The sequence below is a fragment of the Brevundimonas sp. M20 genome, from assembly GCF_006547065.1.
Classification (GTDB): domain Bacteria; phylum Pseudomonadota; class Alphaproteobacteria; order Caulobacterales; family Caulobacteraceae; genus Brevundimonas.
This window is the reverse complement of sequence record NZ_CP041243.1, coordinates 443,582-462,886: the sequence shown is the minus strand read 5'-3', so window position 1 is coordinate 462,886 and position 19,305 is coordinate 443,582. Positions and strand designations below refer to the sequence as shown.

The following is a 19,305-nucleotide window of genomic DNA, read 5'->3' as shown; positions in this document are numbered from 1 at the left end:
CATGGCATCGGGTCTTGCCCCCCCGCCGCACGTGGGGTAGAGACCCGCCCTCGCCGAGAGGCAGCCGCACCCGTAGCTCAGCTGGATAGAGCATCAGACTACGAATCTGAGGGTCGGGCGTTCGAATCGCTCCGGGTGCGCCATTCTCTCCGTCTTCCGAAACCGGAAGATTGGGCCTTCCCTGAAAATCTGGTGTCCTCGCCCGCGCCGCAGGGTCGCTTCCGCGCGTCCGGCGATCGCCCGCGCGAAAGATGCGAGATCGCGCGCCCAAGTCACTTGCAAAGACGGACTGATAACGGCAGGTTCGGTTACGCAAGTGACGGAGGAAATGATGACGGTCGTACCGTTGCACCACAGGGCCCCCACCAGTCCGGCGCATCGGCCGGCGATCAGCATCCGCGAGCTGGCGGCGCGCACGGGCACCACCCTGCGGGCGCTGCGGCACTATGAGGACATCGGCCTGCTGACCGCCGGGCGGCGTCCCTCGGGCGCGCGCTGCTATGACGTGGACCAGCGCGAGCGAGCGGCCCTGATCGCCCGCCTGCGCCGTCTGGGCATGCCGACGCCGGATATCCACGCCGCCCTGACCGCCACCGACGGCGGCGATGGCGTGGCCCGCTTCCTGGACGCCGAGATCGCCGCCGCCGCCGCCCGCATCCAGGACCTCCGCACCGCCCTGGTCGAGCTGGAAGCCGACGGGCTGGAAGGGCTGGGCGCCGGCACGTCTCCCGCCTCGGTGGCGACCGTGGACCGTTCGGCGAGGCTGCGTCATGCCCGCTGACGGCAAACAGTCCGGACGCCTTGAGGGGCGCCACATCCTGATCACCGGCGCCTCGTCCGGGATCGGCGAGCATCTGGCCCGCGTCGCCGCGCGCGAAGGCGCGAAGGTCACCGTCGCCGCCCGCCGCACCGACCGTCTGGCCAGCCTCGTCGAGGCGATCCGGGCCGACGGCGGCGAAGCCTTCGCCGTCGCGATGGACGTCGTGGACGAGGCCGGCGTCATCGCCGGCATCGCCGCCGCCGAACAGGCGCTGGGCCCGCTGCACACCGTCTACGCCAATGCCGGGATCGGCCTGCCGGGCCTCGCGCTCGACGCGCCGGTGGCCGAGTTCGACCAGATGTTCACCGTCAATGTGCGCGGCGCCTTCCTGACCGCGCGCGAGGCGGCCCGGGTGTTCAGGGCGAACGGCGCAGCGGAAGCCGGACGCGGCCGCGTCGTCCTGATCGCCTCCATCGGCGCCCGGCTGCAGCTGCCGGGCCTCGTCGGCTACTGCGCCTCCAAGGCGGCGGTCGTGTCGCTGGCCAAGGGACTGGCGCGCGAATGGGCGCGCGAGGGGATCAACGTCAACGCCGTCTGCCCCGGCTATCTGGAGACGGAGATGAATTCCGACTGGTTCTCCAGCCCCGGCGGCGAGAAGCAGATCAGGGGCTTCCCCCGCCGCCGCCTGATGCCGGGCGACGGGCTGGACCCGACCCTGATCCTGCTGGGCTCCGACGACGCCGCGCCGATCACCGGCGGGGTCTTCGTCATCGACGACGGCCAATCTCTTTGAGTGATGTTCCCGTGAGTGAAGATGCAGGCGTGCGCGCCGGGTTCGAGCTGGACGCGGCGGCGCTGGAGGCGTGGATGCGGGCGCGGATGGACGTCCCGCCCGGCCCGCTGACGATCACCCAGTTCTCGGGCGGCCAGTCCAATCCGACCTATGGCGTCACCGTCGGCGAGCACAGCTTCGTCCTGCGCCGCAAGCCGCCGGGGCCGTTGCTGAAGGGGGCTCACGACGTGCTGCGTGAGGCGCGGGTCATGGGCGCGCTGGGCGAGGCGGGCTTCCCCGTCCCCCGCATCCTCGGCGTCTGCGAGGACCCCGGGGTGATCGGCACGGCCTTCTATCTGATGGCCCATGTGGAGGGCCGGATCGTCTGGGATCCGACCACCGACATCGCCGATCCGGGCGAGCGCGCCGCGACCTTCGACGGCATGAACGCGACATTGGCGCGGCTGCACAGCCTCGACATTGATGCGCTGGGCCTGTCCGACTACGGCCGTCGCGGCGGCTTCGTCCAGCGCCAGACCGCCCTTTGGACCCGCCAGTATCGCGAGGACGCCGACGCCGGGCGCGACGACAACATGGACCGGCTGGCCGACTGGCTGGCAGCCCGCGAACTGCCGGATGAGACCGCGATCATCCACGGCGACTTCCGCATCGACAACCTGATCCTGCGCCCGGATCAACCCCAGGTGGCGGCGGTCATCGACTGGGAGCTGTCGACCCTCGGCCATCCGCTGGCCGACTTCGCCTACCATCTGATGATGTACCGGATGCCGACGCATCTGGGCGGTCTGGCGGGCCGTGATCTTCAGGCGCTCGGCATCCCGGCGGAGACCGACTATGTCGCCGCCTATGCGGAGCGGACCGGGCGTGGCGACCTGCCCGACCTCGACGTCTTCGTGGCGTTCAACATGTTCCGCTTCGCCGCCATCATCCACGGCATCCGCGGCCGGGTGATCCGAGGCAACGCCGTCTCGCCCAAGGCCCGCAAGCGCGCGGACGAGTTCCCGGAACTGGCCCGGCTGGCGTGGGCGCAGGCGGTCAGGGCGGGGGCCTGAGCCCTCTCCCCCGCGCTCAGGGCAGGATCACGCCCTCGCCGCCCGCATACAGCCGCGCCACATCCCCGGCCCGGCGGCGCAGGACCATGGCGCGGTTGATCGAGCCCTTGTCCGACACCTCATGCCCCTCGACGTCCGGCGGCGTTTCGAGGAACAGCAGTCCCGCCAGCCGCTCGCTCTGGCCGGTGTGGGTCGCGTTGTAGCGGCGCAGGCCCTCGGCCACGGCGGCCTGCACCGCCGCCCAATCGCCCAACCGACGCGCGGCCTCCGGGTCGGCCCAGGCCAGAACCCGCAAATCCGCCTGTCCCTCGCCGCAGATGACCACGTCCCGGAACATCCCCGGCAGGGCCTCCAGCAGGTCGGTGCGCAGACGCCCCGCCGCGACGAAGGTGCCGTTGGCCAGCTTGAACTGCTCCACCCGACGCCCGGCGAAAAACAGACCCAGCAGCGGTTCATCCGGATCGTGGAAGTCGGCGAGGTCGTCCATCCGGAGGAAGCCCTCCTCGTCGAACGCCTCCCGCGTCCGCGCCTCATCGCCGTGATAGCCGGGCGTTACGCTGGCCGCCTTGACCCGCACCTCATAGGCGCCGTCCGCCGGGACCAGCTTCAGCGCCGCGCCCGGCACCGGCAGCCCGATCCCCACCCGTGTGCTTTCCCACCAGGTGTAGCTGATGGCGGAGCCCGTCTCCGTCGAACCATAGCCGGACACGAACATGAACCGCTGACCCGTCGTCGCCACCGCCAGCCGTTGCAGCCGATCGTGCAAAGGCTGCGGCAGGCCCGCCCCGCCGAACAGCATGACGCGCAGTTCGCTGAAGAAGGTCCGGCGCAGCTCCTCATCCGCCTCCAGCGCGTCGGCCAGCATGGCGTAGCCGCTGGGCATGGTGCCGTAGAAGCGGACCGGCACCTCCTTCAGATTGCGCAGGGTGGCGGCGAAGCCGGTCGCGGTCGGACGACCGTCATCGATATGCAGCGTCCCGCCCAGCCAGGTGATGTTGGTCAGCAGGGACGAGCCCGCGATATGACTCCACGGCAGCCAGTCCAGCATGGTCCCGCCCCAGTCGAAGGCGTCGCCCATGGCCTGCGCGCCGCTGGCCGTGTTGCCGGTCATCATGGCCTGGGTGTGGATCACGGCCTTGGGTCGTCCAGTCGAGCCGGAGGTCAGCAGGTAGCGGGCGGGCGCGGTCGGATCGAGCGCCTCGACCGCCTGCCCGATCCCGTCCACGTCCGGTTCCGACAGCACCCCTGACATCGCAACGGTCCCAGCCGGGAAGGCATCCGCCTCGGCGCTGACGATCACCGCGTCAGCAGGCGCGATAGCCTTCGCCGCGCGGGCGAATTCCGCGGTCTCGGCGAAGATCACGGCCGGACGCACCAGATCGACCACATGACGCAGCCGCTCGAAGTCCGTGCTGAGCAGCGAGTAGTTCACACTGACCGAGCAGATCGGCACGCCCGCCGCCATGGCCCCGAACATCCACAGCGCATGGGTCGGTGTATTGCCCGACAGGACGAGGATCGACCGGCTGGCCGGGACGCCCCGCGCCCTGAGCCAATTCGCCACCGCCGAGACGTCACGTCGGGCCGCGCCATAGGTCAGGCGTTTCCAGCCGTCGCCGTCTCTCTCCGCGATCCAGGTCTTGTCGCCCTGCGTCTCGCCCAGCGCCCAGAAGCGGCGCATCAGATTCTGCTCATACGGCTCCAGCGGCGCCTTTGCCGACAGGATCAGGGTTCCGTCGTCGCGCCGCTCGATCTCCAGCCCGACATCGCCGAAGCGTATGGGCCGACAGGGGGCCTGATGAAAGTCCTCGACCATATCCCGCACGCCACTCTCCCGTACCGTCCGGTTGTCCGGATCTGGGGATCACCCTACCCCTGACGACTGACTTGCAAAACAGGATTTATCGCCTCGGAGAGGGTGCGACGAAAAAGTCCGGTCCGTTGCGACGGACCCGGCGCGACCCCACGTTTGATCAGCACGTTCAGCGGTCGGCGACGTTCCCCCCCGCAGCCTGACCGCGTGACCGTCGAGCCCCCGCCATCCCCCCAATGGCGGGGGCTTCCCAATTGTGTCTTGCGGCGCAGCAAAACGCAGCCCAGACAGGGAGAGCGCCGCTATGCACGGCGGCTCCCGGCACAGTGCAATTTATGCCAGAACAGTCCGGGGCAGGACTGAAACGAGGGCTCGTGGACCACATCTCCACCCGCGATCTGATCATGGGCAATCCCGTCGCGCGCGCGTTCGCGGTGACAGGGGATGCGTGGACGCAACTCATCCTGCGTGAAGCCTTCTACGGGGCGCGCCGTTTCTCCCAGTGGCGCGACCGACTGGGCATGCCGCGCAGCGTGCTGACGGACCGGCTGAACCGTCTGGTCGCCTCGGGGCTGCTGGAGCAGCGCCCGGCGAAGGAGTCCCCGACCCGGATGGAATACCGGTTGACCGAGATGGGTCTCGACATGTTCGGGGTCGCGGTCATGCAGGGTCAGTGGGAACGCAAATGGGCGCGTTCCCCGCTGCAGGAACGCTACGCCCTCGCCTTCTATGATCGCCACACCGGCGAGGCCGTCACCCCCGCCATCTTCGATCATGAGCGCGGCCATCCGGTCGATCCCCGCTATGTCCGGGGCGAGGCGGGCGAGGGTCTGACGCCGATCGCGCCGCCGACCTCCCGCCGTCGCCGCACCCAGCCGATCGAGACGGACCGGGCGATCATCGACCGCTCGACCGACATCATGGGCGACTACTGGAGTTGGGCGGTGCTGGCCGCCGCCTTCTTCCGACTGCGCCGGTTCGATGAGTTCCACGAGGCGTTGGGCGTGGCGACCAACATCCTGGCCGACCGTCTGAACCGGATGGTGCTGCACGGCGTGCTCGAAAAGCGGCTCTACCAGAATGCGCCGCCGCGCTTCGAGTACCGGCTGACGCAGGCCGGACTGGACCTGTTCCCGATGATCATGGCCATGCACGGTTGGGCCGAACGCTGGCTGTGCCCGGACGGGCCGCCGCTGAAACTGGTCGACACCCGCACCGGAGAGGCGATTCATCCGGTCGTCTGCGACCTCAAGACCGGCCGCTTGCTGGACCCGCGAAACATCCGCTGGGAGGTCGAGGCGACGGCGCCGGAAACCACCGGCGCCGCCTGATCCTCTTTATTCGTCAGAAGCTCTGCGTGACGGCCAGGCCGAACGACCGCGGCGCGCCGAAGACGCTGAAGCCGACGCCCACATTCTTGATGATGTGGGTCTGATACTCGGTGTCCGTCAGGTTCTTCCCGTACAGCGAGACCTTCAGGCCCGAGGGCGCTTCCCACGACACGAAGGCGCTGACGAGTTCGTGCGCGGGCGACAGAACTTCCGGATTGTTCGACGGGTCGAAGTAGAAGTCGTCGGTCCACTGGTAGTCGGCGCGCGCCGCCAGAACGCCGCCGGCCACGTCCCACTCGCTGTCGACATACAGGGTGTACTGGCTGTCCGGCGAACGCGGCAGGGTATTGCCGTCGTAAGGCAGGACCAGCGCGCCCGAGATGGCGTTCGAGGTGAACTGCGCGTCAAGGCTGGTGTACGATCCGCCGATGGTGATGTTGTTCGTGATCGCCAGCGCGGTCTCGATCTCGAAGCCCTCGACCTCGGCCTGCGCATTGGAGGTGACCAGCGCCAGACCCAGTAGTTCGTAGACCTGCAGGTCCTGATACTCGAGCTTGAAGGCGGCCGCGTTGAAGCGCCAGCGCCCGAACAGGGTCGACTTCACGCCCAGTTCGTAGTTGTCCAGCAGCTCCGACGCCAACGGCATCAGCGCCTGCGCGCCCGACTGCGCCGTCGACGGGAAGGACCCCGCCTTGTAGCCGCGGTCATAGCTTGCATAGAAGCGGACGTTGTCGATCGGCTCGACCGCCAGCGCGATCTTCCAGCTCGGCTCCGAGAAGCTTTCGTCGCCCCGCACATTGTAGGGCGAGCCCGTCGGCCCCAGCGGAATGCCGACCGGCGGATTGGCGCCACCGTCGTTGTCGATCGCGACCTGATGGATCTCGCGATAGTCATGCGTCCAGCGGGCGCCCAGCGTCAGCTCCCAGATGTTCGCGAACGGGATGTTGGCCTGACCGAAGACCGCGAAGCTGCGGTTGGTCGCCTCCTGGAAGAAGGTGGTGTCGCCACCGAACGACGGCGGCGCGATCGGCAGGGCCGCGCGCACGATGAAGCGCTCGGTACGCTCGATCTCTTCCTGGAAGGCATAGACGCCGGCGACCCAGTTGATCGCCGAGTCCGGCTTGGACACCAGACGGAACTCCTGACTGAACTGCTTGGCGTCCTCGCTCGCGCGGTCATCGACTTCCAGAGGGAAGGCCGGGAAGGGCAGGCCGCCCAGATTATCGCGCCAGCTGTAGTCGTTGTCGCGGAACGACGTCAGGGAGACGAAGTCGAACCCCTCGCCCGAGTGCTCGATCCGGGCGGTCAGGCCGTAGTTGGTCCGCTCCTGGAAATTGTCCGGCGATGAGAAGCTCTGCCGCACATCCAGACCGGCGCGCAGGGTGTTGATCAGGGTCACGAAGGCCGGGGCCGTGCCGGACGCCGTCACCGGAATCCGCGCGTGGCCGTCCATGTCGTCCTGCGAATAGTCGCCGCTGAACAGGAAGCTCCAGTCGCCCGCGTCACGACGGAACGACAGGCGCGCGCCCCAGGACGTGCCGCCTTCCAGACCGTCGCCGCTGGGCAGGCTTTCGGCATAGCCGTCATTGGTGGTGTAGCGGGCGGCGAACCGGATGGCGGCGTCGTCGCCGACCTGCCGGTTGATCACGCCTTCCAGCCCGTACTCATCAAAGCTGCCGATGCGGGCGGTGATATTGCCCGTGTTATCGAACACCGGCTTGCGCGTGTAGATATTCAGCGCCCCGCCCGAGGCGTTGCGGCCGTACAGCGTCCCCTGCGGCCCGCGCAGGATCTCCACCCGCTCGATGTCGAGGAAGGACAGGGCGCTGGCGCCCGACCGGCCGATGGACACTTCATCAATCGAGAAGCCGATGGAGGGGTCGCTGGCCGCCGAGTCGCTCGAGGTGCCGACACCCCGGATGTAGAGCTGCGGCTCGCCGATGTTGAACTGCGTCAGGGTCACGCCCGGCGCCTTGGCCGCGATGTCCGAGATACCCGTCGCCGCCGTGCGCTCCAGCGTCTCGGCGTCGAAGGCGGTGATGGCGATCGGCACCTCCTGCAGGCTCTGCTCGCGCCGCTGCGCGGTCACGACCACATCCTCCAGCGCGGTGGCGCCGGGTTCATCCTGCGGGGCCTGTTGCGCGAGCGCGGGCGTGGCCAGCGCGGCGCCCATCAGCAGGGCGACGACGGACGCAGTGGTGGCGTGGACTGATTTCATTGGCGTTTCCCTCCCCAGGGCAGCGGCTTCTCGTTGATCGGAAGCTCGACAGGAATAGTAACTTGCGCCAATGGACCAAGTTTGCAAGTCTTTTTACGCAAGTAGGGAGAAGCCGATGGAACAACGGTCATTGAAAGATCGGGTCATCGTGGTCACGGGCGCGGGGCGTGGTCTGGGGTTGGCCTATGCGCTGGATCTGGCGTCCAGGGGCGCGAAGGTGGTGGTCAACACCCGTCCCCGCGCGTCGGGCCAGCCGGCCTCGGCCGAGGCTGTGGTCGAGCGCATCCGGGAGATGGGCGGCGAGGCCGTCGCCTGCCCGCTGGCGGTGGAGCAGGACGACGCGGGCGACCGCCTGCTGGACGCCGCCCTGACCGCCTTTGGCCGCATCGACGGGCTGGTGAACAACGCCGGCGCGCCCGAGGCGAAGAGCCTGCACAAGCAGACGCTGGCCGAGCTGCGCGCGGTCTTCGACATCAACTATTTCGGCACCGTCAGCGCCACCCTGCCGATCTACCGGCGCATGCGCGATCAGGGCGCCGGGCGGATCGTCATCACCACGTCGGCGGCGGGCCTGCACGGGGTCCACGGCATGGCGGCCTATTCGTCGTCCAAGGCCGCGCTGATCGGTCTGATGCGGGTGATCGCGCTGGAAGGGGCCGCAAAGGGCGTCCACGCCAACGCCGTCGCCCCCTACGCCCTGACCGGGATGACCGAGGCCTATGTCACCGACGAGGTCGGCTCGGCCATGCCGCCCGAATACGTCGCTCCCGTCGTCAGCTGGCTGATGAGCGAGGCCTGTCCGCTGAACGGCGAAACCCTCGTCGCGGGCGCCGGAAAGGTGCGTCGCGCGGTGCGGATCGAGGGCCCCGGCGTCCAGTTCCAGCCGCCCGGCGAGGTGTCCCCGGACGACCTCACCGCCGCCATGGGGCCGTTGATGTCACTGGAGGACTGGACCCTGCCGACGGACGGGAATCAGGCTTTCGAAGCCTTCCTGAAAGCCCGCCCCGCGACCGCTGTTCGACTGCAGTAACTTGCAGAGATGGACCGATTTCGGCAGATTGCAATTCAAGACCCAAGGAGCCGCACCATGGCCGATGACGCCGCCGCGTCGCGCCGGATCGAGACCGGCGAACTGACCCCTTTGAACGAGATGAACCCCTATCTGCAGGGCCTCTATGAGCCCGTGGCGAAGGAGACGACGGCGCTCGACCTGCCCGTCATCGGCGAGCTTCCGAAGGATCTGTACGGCGCCTTCGTCCGCAACGGCCCAAACCCGGCCCAGGCTCCCGCGGGCCTGCACCACTGGTTCGACGGCGACGGCATGGTTCACGCCATCCACTTCGAGAACGGCAAGGCCGAGTACCGCAACCGCTACGTCGGCACGGACGACTATCGCGCCGAACAGGCCGGCTTCGCTATCCAGGCGGGCGGCGTCCTGGCCCCCTCGGCCCGGAGCAACCCGGCCTCGGGTCGCGGCGACCTCGTCTACAAGGACACCGCCAACACCGATCTGGTCTTCCACAACGGTTCGCTGATGGCCCTGTGGTACATCTCGGGCAAGCCGGTGCGGGTGAACGCCCGCACGCTGGAAACCATCGGCAACGAGACCTTCGGCGGCGCCCTGCCGCGCCACGTCTCGGCCCACGGCAAGGTCGATCCGAAGACGGGCGAGTTCTGCTTCTTCGACTATTCGCTCTACGAGCCGTGGATGAGCTTCGGCGTCGTCAGCGCCGACAATCAGCTGACGAATTTCCAGAAGGTCGATCTGCCCGGACCGCGCCTGCCGCACGACATGGGGCTGACCGAGAACTACATCATCCTGCACGACCTGCCCGTGGTATTCACCGACGCCGGGCTGCGCAACGCGATGTGGCAGATCAAGGTCGCCGACCAGCCCGCTCGCTTCGGCGTCGTGCCGAAGACCGGGACAGGCGATCAGGTCCGCTGGTTCGAGACCGACACCTGCTACATCTATCACGTCGCCAACTGCTGGGAGGACGGCGACGAGGTGGTCATGACCGCCTGCATGATGACGCCGAACGGCTTCCCGCCAAACCCGGCTTACGGCCCCTATGCCTCGATGGTGAACGTGCTGGCCCTGAACGCCGTGCCGGTCGAGTGGCGGATGAACATGGTCACCGGCCAGGTGAAGAAGCGCCAGCTCGACGACCGCGTCGGCGAGTTCCCGGTCGTCAATCTCGACTACACCGGCCGCAAGGCCAACTGGTCCTATCACGTCGCCATGGCCCCGCAGGAGCTTCAGCGCTTCTCGGGCCTGATCAAGTATGACCTCAATACCGGCGCGGCGAAGACGCATGACTTCGCCCTCGGCGTCGGCGGCTCCGAGCCCGCCTTCGCCCCCCGCATCGGCGCGGTCGATGAGGACGACGGCTACGTCATCGTCTTCACCACCGACGAGGCCACCGGCCAGTCCGAGGTCCAGGTCATCGCGGCCAAGGACTTTGAGGCCGGCCCCGTCGCCCGCATCCCCCTGCCCGCCCGCGTCCCCGCCGGCTTCCACGGCACATGGGCGCCCGGCGACCAGATCGTCGCCTGAAGGACAAAAGTATGACCGCTTACATCGTCGACGCCGTCCGCACGCCCCGCGCCAAGGCCCGCCCGGACGGCGGCCTCGCCGCGCTCAAGCCACACGAACTGGTCTCCGGCCTGATCGACGCACTGGACCAGCGAAACGACGGCGCCGCCCACAAGGTGGGCGCCCTGATCCTCGGCGCGGTGGGGCAGGTCGGCGCGCAGGGAGCCAATGTCGCCCTCGTCACCAAGATGCACGCCGGATTGCCGGACGAGGCTTACGCCTTCAGCCTGAACAACTACTGCGTCTCGGGCCTGACCGCGATCGGACAGGCGGCCAACATGATCGCCGCCGGGGATGCGAAAACCGCGCTTGCGGGCGGGGTCGAGATGATGAGCCGCGTGCCCTTCATGGGCGACAAGGCCGACTACTATGAGGACGCCAGCTTCCCGCCGCGCACCCGCTACATCCCGGTCGTGGTCGCCGCCGACCGTCTGGCCGAGGACATCGGCGTCACCCGTCAGGAGATGGACGATGCGGCCCTGCGCTCGCAGCAACGCACCGCCGCCGCCGAGGGCACGGCCCTGACGAAGTCGCGCATCCCGCTGAACGGCCTGAACACCGAGGAACCCGCGCGCGCCTCGACCACCGCCGAAAGCCTCGCGGCCATGCCCGCCGCCTTCGCGCCGCTGGGCGAGCAGTACGCCGAGGCGTTGAACGGCCGGAAGATCGACCACCGCCACACCGTCGCCCACGCTCCGCCCATGTGCGACGGCGCCGGACTGGCTCTGGTCAGCGCCGCCGCCGACGGCGCCCGCGCGAAGATCGTCGCCTATGCCGAGGCCGGTGGCGATCCCGAGGCTTCGCTGACCGCCGGATTCACCGCCATGGACCGCGCGCTCGCCAAGGCCGGGCTCAGCCTGTCCGACATGGACCGGATCGAGTTCATGGAGGCCTTCGCCGTCACCATCGTGAAATTCCTGCGCGAGCGGGACGTGGACGCCGACAAGGTCAATGTCGGCGGCGGCCATCTGGCCAAGGGACACCCGATGGGCGCGACCGGCGCCATCCTGCTGTCGACCCTGCTCGACGCGCTCGACGCCGCCGAAGGCCGATATGGTCTGGTCGTCGCCGCGGGAGCGCAGGGCGTCGGCGCCGCCATGATCGTCGAACGGATCGGCTGACCATGGACGGGGCCTCGCCTGATCGTCATGCAGACCTGATCGCGCGCCATGCCGCGACGCTGGACGCCGCCATCGAGGCCGTCCGCACCCGCAAGGCGTGGAGTCCGTTCAGCGACTCGCCCTCGACCAGGATCCACGGCCCGGACAAGCCGGGGGCGGGCAAGGCCGCCTTCGAGGCGCGGCTGAACACCACCTTTGACCTGAACCAGCCCGGCGCGACCGGCGAGACGGTGGGGGAAGAAGTCTCCCCCTTCACGCAACAGCCGCTCGGCATCCGATATCCGGTCAGCGATCCGGACGCCCTCGCCGCCGCCGCCGTACAGGCCATGACCGGCTGGCGGGACGCCGATCCGGAACTGCGCCTCGCCCTCTGCCTTGAGATGGCCCGGCGCCTCTACGACCGCAATTTCGAGATGGCCCACGCCGTCATGCATGTGGCGGGTCAAAGCTATGTACAGGCTTTCAGCGGCTCCGGCCCCAATGCGCTGGATCGCGGCGTCGAGGCCCTCGCCTACGCCGCCAAGGCCATGCGCGATGTCACGCCGGAGGCCGACTACCACCGCCCCTTCGGCGCCGATCAGGTCGCCCTGAAGAAGACCTACACGCTGGTTCCGCGCGGCGTCGGGCTGGTGATCTGCTGCGCCTCCTTCCCGACCTGGAACGCCTGGCCTGCCATCTTCGCCAGCCTCGCCACCGGCAATCCGGTGATCGTGAAGCCGCACCCCATCGCCATCCTGCCCATGGCCATCGGGGTCGAGACCTGCCGTCAGGTGCTGGCTGATTTCGGCTTCGACCCGAACCTCGTGACGCTGGCGGTCGATACGTTGGCGGCGCCCGTCGCGGGCCGGTTCGTCGATCACCCGGACGTCCAGATCATCGACTTCACCGGCAGCCCCCGATACGGTGGCCATCTGGAGCGGACAGTGACGGGCAAGCTGCTGTTCACCGAGACGGCGGGCGTGAACACCGTCGTCATCGACAGCGTGACGGACGTGGACCCCGTGGCTCGCGCCATCGCCCGCTCGTCCAGCCTGTTCTCGGCCCAGATGTGCACCAGCCCCCAGGTCATCTACATCGCGCCGGACCTGTTCGAGACGATGTCCACGGCCATCGTGGACCAGATCGACGCCCTCGCCGCCGACCCGGCTCAAGCCGCCGGGGTTATGGGCGCCATTCAGGGGCAGGTCAGCCTTGACGTCGTGGCCGAGGCCCGCCGCGCCGCCGTCGCCACGCCCGGCGCCCGCATCCTGCGCGAGGCCGCGCCCTATCCGCATCCGGAATTCCCGAACGCCCGCACCCTGACCCCGCTGGTTATCGCCATCGAGGGCGACAGCGATCCCGAAATCTATGCGGAGGAACGCTTCGGCCCTGTCCTGTTCCTCGTCTCCCGTCCCGCCGAAGAGGCGGTGATGGAGGCGACCTGGTTGGCGAAGACGAAGGGCTCGATCAGCTCCTACCTCTACTCGACCGACGAGGCCTTTATCGACCGTGCCATTCCGGCCTACGAAACCGCCGGCGCCAACCTGTCGATCAACCTGACCGGCGCGATGTGGATCAATTTCGCCGCCGCCTACAGCGACTATCACGTCACCGGCCTGAATCCGGCGGGCAACGCCTGCCTGGCCGATCTGGCCTTCGTCGCCTCGCGCTTCCGCATCGTCCAGCGACGGCGGCCGCTGGCATGAGCGCCCCCCCGACACAGGACGTCTTCCTCGCCGGAGTCTCCATGACCGCCTTCGGCAAGCGGCCGGGCGACAGCGTCAAGACGCTGACCGCCGAGGCCGTCACCGCCGCCCTGTCGGACGCGGGCGCGGCCGTCGCTGACATTGAGGCCGCGTGGTTCTCCAACACCCGGCAGCCGATGCTGGAGGGACAGAACACCGTGCGCGGCCAGATCGCCCTGCGTCCGCTCGGTCTGACGGGCATCCCCGTCGTCAATGTCGAGAACGCCTGCGCCTCCGGCTCCACCGCCCTGCTGCAAGCCATCCACTGGCTGCGCGCCGGAGCAGGCGATGTCGGCCTCGTCGTCGGCGTCGAGAAGATGGTCTTCCCCGACCGCCCCGACCGGGTCGCCGCCGCCTTCGCGGGCGGAACCGACATTCACGACCGCGAGGCCGTTCTGGACTACATCCGCGCCATGGGCGGCGAGGCGCCGACAGATGGGCGCAGCCTGTTCATGGACCTGTACGCGGCCCAGGCCCGCGCCCACCTGGCCCGCTTCGGCTCGACCCCGCTCGACCTCGCCCTGCTGGCCGCCAAGAACCACACCGCAGCCGCGCACAATCCGCGCAGCCAGTATCGCACCGCCATGACCGCCTCTCAGGTGCTGGCCGACAAGCCCATCGTCTTCCCCTTCACCCGCGCCATGTGCGCCCCGGTCAGCGACGGCGCCGCCGCCGCCATCGTCTGCTCGGCCAGAGGCCTGAAGCGCTTGGGCGCCGCCGGGCGCGCCGTCCGTGTCCGGGGCTGCGCTCTGGTCAGCGCCGGCGTCCGCGCACCCGACGACCTCGCGAACCACATCGGCCGCCGGGCCGCGACACAGGCCTGTGAGCAGGCCGAAATCGGACCCGCCGACATCGACGTCGTCGAGGTCCATGACGCCACCAGCTACGCCGAGCTTCAGCAGATCGAGAACCTCGGCCTCGCCGAGCCCGGCACGGTCGGCGCCCGGGTGGCGACGGGCGATTTCGCGCTGGGCGGCCGGACCCCCGTGAACCCCTCCGGCGGCCTCGTCGCCAAGGGTCATCCGGTCGGCGCCACGGGCCTCGCCCAGCTGTTCGAACTGACCACCCAGCTGCGCGACGAGGCCGGCCCGCGTCAGGTCGAACAGGCCCGCATCGCCGTGGCCGAGAACGGCGGCGGCTTCCTCGGCGTCGAGGAAGCGGCCACCGTCGTCACCGTTCTGGAACGGTGGGCCGCATGACCCACCCGATCCGCGCCCTTTACGAAAACGCCGCCGCCAAGGCCGACCGGGCAGCCCTGTACGACGGCGACGTGACCCTGACCCACGGCGCGCTGATCGCCCTCGTCGAGCGCGCCGCCGCCGACCTGACGGCCCGCGGGATCCAGCCCGGCGACCGCATCGGCCTGTGCGCGGCGAACAGTTGGCGGCATGTCGTCGCCTACCTCGCCATCCTGCGCGCCAATGCGGTCTGGACGCCGCTCAATCCACGCAACGGCGCCGGGCTGAACGGGGACTTCCAGCGTCGCGCCGGGCTGGCGCTGACCCTGCACGACGCAGGCTCTATCGGCGTGCTGGGTGCCACGCGTCGCCCCCTGCCGCTGGAGGCCTGGCTGGACAGCCTGCCCGACGTCGCCCCGCCCGCCATCTTCGACGACCCCGCCGCGCCCTTCGCCCTGAAATTCACCGGCGGCTCGACCGGCGTGCCCAAGGGCGTGATCCAGTCTCAGGCCAGCGGCGCCGCCGCCCTGCGCTCGCTCCGACAGTTTTACGGCTTCACCGCCGATGACGTGAACCTGGCCGTCGCCCCCCTGACCCACGGCGCGGCCCACTATGTGCTGCCGGGGCTGGCGGCGGGCGGGGCCCACGTCCTGCTGGCCACACCCGACCGCGCCGCCATCCTGTCCGAGCTGAAGCATCGGGTCAGCGTCGTCTTCATGCCCCCGACCCTGATCGCCCTGCTTATGGGCGAGACGGACTTCGGCCCCGATGACTTCCCGCGCTTGCGCCACCTCACCTGGTCCGCCGCCCCCATGTCGCCGGGCCGCGTCGCGCAGGCCGTCTGCCGCTTCGGCCCCGTCCTCTCCAGCCTCTACGGCCAGACCGAGGCCCCCATGGCCATCACCGGCCTGACCGCCGCCGAGACCGCCGATCCCGCCCTGCGATCCAGCGTCGGTCGCCCCTTCCCCGGCACGCCCGTCGGCCTGCTGACCCGCGAGGGGCACGTCGTCCCGCGCGGAGAGGGCGAGGTGGTGGTCGGCGGCGATCTGGCCCGCACCGAATATCTGGACGCCCCCGACCTGACCGCCGCCTCGCGTCACGAGGGCTGGCTGAAGACCGGCGACATCGGCCGCATCGACGCCGACGGCCGCCTGACCCTGATCGGTCGTTCAAAGGAGCTGATCATCACCGGCGGCTACAACGTCTATCCGGGCGAGGTCGAGGCGGCGCTGAACGCCCACCCCGCCGTGCGCGAAGCCTGCGCCTTCGGCCTGCCCGACGACGTCTGGGGCGAGCGTCTGGAGGCCGCCGTGGCCGTCGACGCCCGTTTCGTGGACGACGACGCCATCCGCGCCTTCGTCCGCGACGCCATCGGCCCCGTCCGTACCCCCAAACGCCTGCACCTCATGCCCGCCCTGCCCCGCAACCCGGTCGGCAAGGTCGTGCGCGGCGAGGTCCGCAGCCTGCTCTATCCCGACGCCAACACCGCCGAGGAGGCCCGCCCATGATCGTCATTCCCGAGCACCGCATCCGTGAGATGAAGGCCAGGGGCTGGTGGGGCGACGTCACCCTGGACGACCTGTTCCTGAAGCATGTGAAGGCCCATCCAGACGCCGAGGCCCTGGTCGATCCGTTCAACGCCCCTGACATCGTCGGCGGGACCGCCGAGCGTCTGACCTGGCGTCAGACCGCCGACGCCGTCGACCGCCTCTGCGCCGTCCTGACCGCCCACGGCATCGGCAAGGACGACGTGGTCGTGGTCCAGCTGCCGAACATCGCCGAGCTGACCATCAGCTATCTGGCCTGCCTGCGGCTGGGCGTGATCGTCAGCCCCGCCCCGGTCCAGTACCGCGAGCATGAGCTGTCCTACATCATCGACCGCACCGATGCGGTCGCCGCCATCACCAACGACCGCATCGGCAAGCAGATGCACGGCGAGATGATCGTCGGGCTGAAGGCGACCTGCCCGACCCTGCGCCACGTCTTCGTCCTGGGCGCCACCTGCCCGGACGGCGGTCTGGACCTTGAGCCCCTCATGGACGGCGTCACGCCCGCCCTGCACAAGGCGGCGCAGAAGGCGGCGAAGGATGCGCGCATCACCGCCGATGACATCGTCACCATCTGCTGGACCTCCGGCACCGAGGCCCAGCCCAAGGGCGTGCCGCGCAGTCACAACGAATGGCTCATCATGGGCCATGGCGTCATCGACGCCGCCGATCTGGAGCCCGGCGCCCGCCTGCTGAACCCCTTCCCGATGGTCAATATGGGCGGCATTTCCACCGCCTTCATCGGCTGGCTGCTGCTCGGCGGCGCCCTGATCCAGCACCATCCGTTCGACCTGCAGGTCCTGCTCAGGCAGATGCGGGACGAGAAGATCGACTACACCGTCGCCCCGCCCGCCGTGCTGAATCTGCTCCTCCAGAATGAGGCCATGCTGGAGGGCATCGACTTCAGGCGGCTGAAGTCCATCGGCTCGGGCTCGGCGCCCCTGTCGGAATGGATGGTGCGCGGCTTCCACGAGAAATACGGCGTCCAGATCGTCAACTATTTCGGCTCGAACGAGGGGGCGTCCTTCCCCTCCGCGCTGAAGGATTTGCCCGAAGCCGCCGACCGCGCCAGCCTGTTCCCGCGTCTGGGCGAGGGGTTCAAATGGGCCTGCGTCCTGCACGACCGCATTTTCACCCGTCTGGTCGATCCCGAGACCGATGAGGAGATCACCACCGCCGGTCAGCCGGGCGAGCTGCGGGTCAAGGGCGCGACCATCTTCTCCGGCTACTGGCGCGCGCCCGAGATCAACGAACGCGCCTTCGACGCCGACGGCTGGTTCCGCACCGGCGACCTGTTCGAACTGGCCGGCGACCGGCTCCAGTATCTGAAATTCGTCGGCCGCCTGAAGGACATCATCATCCGCGGCGGCATGAACATCTCCTCCGAGGAGATCGAGAACCATCTGATGGCCCACCCGGCCGTCGCCGAGGCCGCCGTCGTCGGCGCCCCCGATCCCAATCTGGGCGAGCGCCTCTCGGCCTTCGTCGTTTTCCGTCCCGGCCAAAGCGCAAGCATGGCCGAGATCAACGCCTTCCTGACCGGTGACCGTCACGTCGCCGTCTACAAGCAGATCGAACGCCTCGACGTCATCGAGGCCCTCCCCCGAAACCCTGTCGGCAAGATCCTGAAACGGGAGCTTCGCCAGTCCGTCGCCAACGAGACCCCCTCCGCATGACCTCCCCCTTCGATACCCTGCGCCTGCCCGTGTTCGCGGCGCCCATGTTCCTGATCAGCGGGCCGGAACTGGTCATCGCCGCCTGCAAGGCGGGGATCGGCGGCGCCTTCCCCACGCCGAATTGCCGCACGGTCGAGGACCTCGACACATGGATGGGCACGATCACCGACGCGCTGAAGCCGGGCGACGCCCCGTGGATCGCCAACATGATCACCCACTCGACCAACACCCGCCTGCCCGAGGACCTGCGGCTGATCGCCGAGTACAAGCCGCCCGTGGTCATCACGGCGCTGGGCTCGCCCAAGCCGGTCATGGAGACGGTGAAGTCCTACGGCGGTCTGGTCTTCGCCGACGTCGTCTCGATGAAGCTGGCGAAGAAGGCCGCTGAGGCCGGCGTCGATGGTCTGGCCTGCGTCAGCGCGGGCGCCGGGGGCCACACCGGCCACCTGTCGCCCTTCGCCTTCATCTCGGCGGTGCGCGACTTCTTCGACGGCTATATCGCGGTCGGCGGCGGCGTCGGCGACGGCGCGGGCGTGGCGGGCGCGGTCGCCGCGGGCGCCGACTTCGTCTACATGGGCACCCGCTTCCTGGCCTCGGCCGAGAGCATGGCCCAGCCCGAGTACAAGCAGATGGTGGTGGACTCCGGACCGGACGATCTGGTCGTTTCGGCCTCCGTCACCGGCACCCCGGCGTCCTGGCTGCGCCCCAGCCTGATCGCCGCCGGTCAGGACCCCGACAACCTCGGCGCCGCCCCGGATCGCAACTACACCTCGGGCGGATCGACCAAGCGTTGGCGCGACATCTGGGCCGCTGGTCAGGGGCTGGAGTCCGTCCGGGCCGTCGAGCCGGTCGCCGACATCGTCGACCGGCTGGCGGGCGAATACGACGCCGCCGTCGCCCGTTTCCAGTCGAGGACCGGAGGACGGACGGTCCGGGGCGCGGCGGCGTGAACGCCATCGCGCCCGTCGACTTCGACCTCGACCCGACCGCGACGGGGCTGGAGCTTCTGCGCCGCTGGGCGCAGCGGGCCGACAGCGTCGGCGGCTTCCCCCAGCGCCTGGCCGCCCGGCCGGTCGAGTTCGATGAAGGGTCCGTCCGCATCGTCTGCGATCTGGACCCCGGCCACGCCAACTTCATGGAGCTGGTCCACGGCGGGGTCTCGGCGGCGCTGGTGGACGTGGCGGGCGGCAGCGCAGTGATGACCATTCTGGAGCCAGGACAGAGCCTGCTGACCACCGACCTGTCGATGCGTTTCCTCAACGCAGCGCCGCTGGACTGCGCCCGGCTGGAGACCGTCGGCCGCATCGTCTTCCGCGACGCCCGCAAGGCCGTCGTCGAGGCGACGGTTTCGACGGCGGACGGGCTGGTGATCGCGCAAGGGACGGTGGGGGTGTCGATCCGGGCGGCGCGATAGCCGCACCCCCTCCCCGCTATCGTCATCCCGACGAAAGTCGGGACCCAGCGGTGCCGCGAAGGCGGCGAAACACAAGATGTCG

Annotated in this window: 15 protein-coding genes and 1 tRNA gene; 14 read left to right on the top strand and 2 right to left on the bottom strand. The window is 69.2% G+C overall.

The annotated features are described in order from the left end of the window. Positions 1-66: 66 nt before the first annotated feature. The 4 genes from FKQ52_RS02275 to FKQ52_RS02260 all read left to right on the top strand — a co-directional run bounded on the left by FKQ52_RS02275 (position 67) and on the right by FKQ52_RS02260 (position 2,605). Positions 67-143, top strand: a tRNA-Arg gene (locus FKQ52_RS02275). 188 nt (positions 144-331) lie between these two features. Continuing rightward, complete coding sequence (locus FKQ52_RS02270) at positions 332-781, top strand: MerR family transcriptional regulator (RefSeq protein ID WP_205750826.1); 450 nt, start codon at positions 332-334, stop codon at positions 779-781. Continuing rightward, positions 771-1,553, top strand: a complete 783-nt coding sequence (locus FKQ52_RS02265) for an SDR family NAD(P)-dependent oxidoreductase (RefSeq protein WP_141625682.1) — start codon at positions 771-773, stop codon at positions 1,551-1,553. The genes FKQ52_RS02270 and FKQ52_RS02265 overlap by 11 nt, the downstream gene beginning before the upstream one ends. Before the next feature lie 11 nt (positions 1,554-1,564). Continuing rightward, the gene (locus FKQ52_RS02260; RefSeq protein ID WP_205750824.1) at positions 1,565-2,605 is read left to right on the top strand and encodes a phosphotransferase family protein; all 1,041 of its coding nucleotides are present in this window, start codon (positions 1,565-1,567) and stop codon (positions 2,603-2,605) included. A gap of 16 nt (positions 2,606-2,621) precedes the next feature. Here FKQ52_RS02260 and FKQ52_RS02255 read toward each other — a convergent pair whose 3' ends face one another. Next, positions 2,622-4,421, bottom strand: coding sequence for an AMP-binding protein (locus FKQ52_RS02255; protein ID WP_240811783.1), 1,800 nt, complete (start codon positions 4,419-4,421; stop codon positions 2,622-2,624). A 371-nt stretch (positions 4,422-4,792) separates the two neighbouring features. On the opposite strand from FKQ52_RS02255, the gene FKQ52_RS02250 reads away from it, so the two are divergent. Next, a complete protein-coding gene (locus tag FKQ52_RS02250; RefSeq protein ID WP_240811714.1) occupies positions 4,793-5,749 on the top strand; it encodes a helix-turn-helix domain-containing protein in 957 nt (318 codons plus the stop codon). Between the two features lie 13 nt (positions 5,750-5,762). Here the strand turns inward: FKQ52_RS02250 and FKQ52_RS02245 are convergent, their stop codons facing one another. Then, a complete protein-coding gene (locus FKQ52_RS02245; RefSeq protein WP_141625679.1) occupies positions 5,763-7,967 on the bottom strand; it encodes a TonB-dependent receptor in 2,205 nt (734 codons plus the stop codon). 115 nt (positions 7,968-8,082) lie between these two features. Between FKQ52_RS02245 and FKQ52_RS02240 the strand changes: the two genes are divergently transcribed. The 9 genes from FKQ52_RS02240 to FKQ52_RS02200 are packed head-to-tail and all read left to right on the top strand — an operon-like array spanning position 8,083 to position 19,223. Next, positions 8,083-8,997, top strand: a complete 915-nt coding sequence (locus FKQ52_RS02240) for an SDR family NAD(P)-dependent oxidoreductase (RefSeq protein ID WP_141625678.1) — start codon at positions 8,083-8,085, stop codon at positions 8,995-8,997. A 57-nt stretch (positions 8,998-9,054) separates the two neighbouring features. Further along, positions 9,055-10,524: a carotenoid oxygenase family protein gene (locus FKQ52_RS02235; protein WP_141625677.1), complete on the top strand. Its 1,470-nt coding sequence runs from the start codon at positions 9,055-9,057 to the stop codon at positions 10,522-10,524. Between the two features lie 11 nt (positions 10,525-10,535). Beyond that, positions 10,536-11,684: an acetyl-CoA C-acyltransferase gene (locus FKQ52_RS02230; protein ID WP_141625676.1), complete on the top strand. Its 1,149-nt coding sequence runs from the start codon at positions 10,536-10,538 to the stop codon at positions 11,682-11,684. 2 nt (positions 11,685-11,686) lie between these two features. After that, positions 11,687-13,369 (top strand): aldehyde dehydrogenase family protein, encoded by a 1,683-nt coding sequence (locus tag FKQ52_RS02225; RefSeq protein WP_141625675.1) that lies wholly within the window; start codon positions 11,687-11,689, stop codon positions 13,367-13,369. Next, complete coding sequence (locus FKQ52_RS02220) at positions 13,366-14,607, top strand: thiolase family protein (RefSeq protein ID WP_141625674.1); 1,242 nt, start codon at positions 13,366-13,368, stop codon at positions 14,605-14,607. The genes FKQ52_RS02225 and FKQ52_RS02220 overlap by 4 nt, the downstream gene beginning before the upstream one ends. Next, positions 14,604-16,094 (top strand): class I adenylate-forming enzyme family protein, encoded by a 1,491-nt coding sequence (locus tag FKQ52_RS02215; RefSeq protein WP_141625673.1) that lies wholly within the window; start codon positions 14,604-14,606, stop codon positions 16,092-16,094. Before FKQ52_RS02220 ends, FKQ52_RS02215 begins: the two co-directional genes overlap by 4 nt. Then, complete coding sequence (locus FKQ52_RS02210) at positions 16,091-17,809, top strand: class I adenylate-forming enzyme family protein (protein WP_141625672.1); 1,719 nt, start codon at positions 16,091-16,093, stop codon at positions 17,807-17,809. Before FKQ52_RS02215 ends, FKQ52_RS02210 begins: the two co-directional genes overlap by 4 nt. After that, entirely contained in the window at positions 17,806-18,759 is a 954-nt protein-coding gene (locus FKQ52_RS02205; RefSeq protein ID WP_141625671.1) for a nitronate monooxygenase family protein, read from the top strand. Before FKQ52_RS02210 ends, FKQ52_RS02205 begins: the two co-directional genes overlap by 4 nt. Then, on the top strand, positions 18,756-19,223 hold the full coding sequence (locus tag FKQ52_RS02200; protein WP_168196766.1) for a PaaI family thioesterase: 468 nt from the start codon (positions 18,756-18,758) through the stop codon (positions 19,221-19,223). The genes FKQ52_RS02205 and FKQ52_RS02200 overlap by 4 nt, the downstream gene beginning before the upstream one ends. Positions 19,224-19,305: the final 82 nt, after the last annotated feature.

Excerpts from the sequence above, each read along its gene's own strand:
- FKQ52_RS02270 (WP_205750826.1), top strand. The coding sequence starts at position 332 with ATGACGGTCGTACCGTTGCACCACAGGGCCCCCACCAGTCCGGCGCAT.
- FKQ52_RS02265 (WP_141625682.1), top strand. The coding sequence starts at position 771 with ATGCCCGCTGACGGCAAACAGTCCGGACGCCTTGAGGGGCGCCACATC.
- FKQ52_RS02255 (WP_240811783.1), bottom strand. The coding sequence starts at position 4,421 with ATGGTCGAGGACTTTCATCAGGCCCCCTGTCGGCCCATACGCTTCGGC.
- FKQ52_RS02245 (WP_141625679.1), bottom strand. The coding sequence starts at position 7,967 with ATGAAATCAGTCCACGCCACCACTGCGTCCGTCGTCGCCCTGCTGATG.
- FKQ52_RS02240 (WP_141625678.1), top strand. The coding sequence starts at position 8,083 with ATGGAACAACGGTCATTGAAAGATCGGGTCATCGTGGTCACGGGCGCG.
- FKQ52_RS02235 (WP_141625677.1), top strand. The coding sequence starts at position 9,055 with ATGGCCGATGACGCCGCCGCGTCGCGCCGGATCGAGACCGGCGAACTG.
- FKQ52_RS02230 (WP_141625676.1), top strand. The coding sequence starts at position 10,536 with ATGACCGCTTACATCGTCGACGCCGTCCGCACGCCCCGCGCCAAGGCC.
- FKQ52_RS02225 (WP_141625675.1), top strand. The coding sequence starts at position 11,687 with ATGGACGGGGCCTCGCCTGATCGTCATGCAGACCTGATCGCGCGCCAT.
- FKQ52_RS02220 (WP_141625674.1), top strand. The coding sequence starts at position 13,366 with ATGAGCGCCCCCCCGACACAGGACGTCTTCCTCGCCGGAGTCTCCATG.
- FKQ52_RS02215 (WP_141625673.1), top strand. The coding sequence starts at position 14,604 with ATGACCCACCCGATCCGCGCCCTTTACGAAAACGCCGCCGCCAAGGCC.
- FKQ52_RS02210 (WP_141625672.1), top strand. The coding sequence starts at position 16,091 with ATGATCGTCATTCCCGAGCACCGCATCCGTGAGATGAAGGCCAGGGGC.
- FKQ52_RS02205 (WP_141625671.1), top strand. The coding sequence starts at position 17,806 with ATGACCTCCCCCTTCGATACCCTGCGCCTGCCCGTGTTCGCGGCGCCC.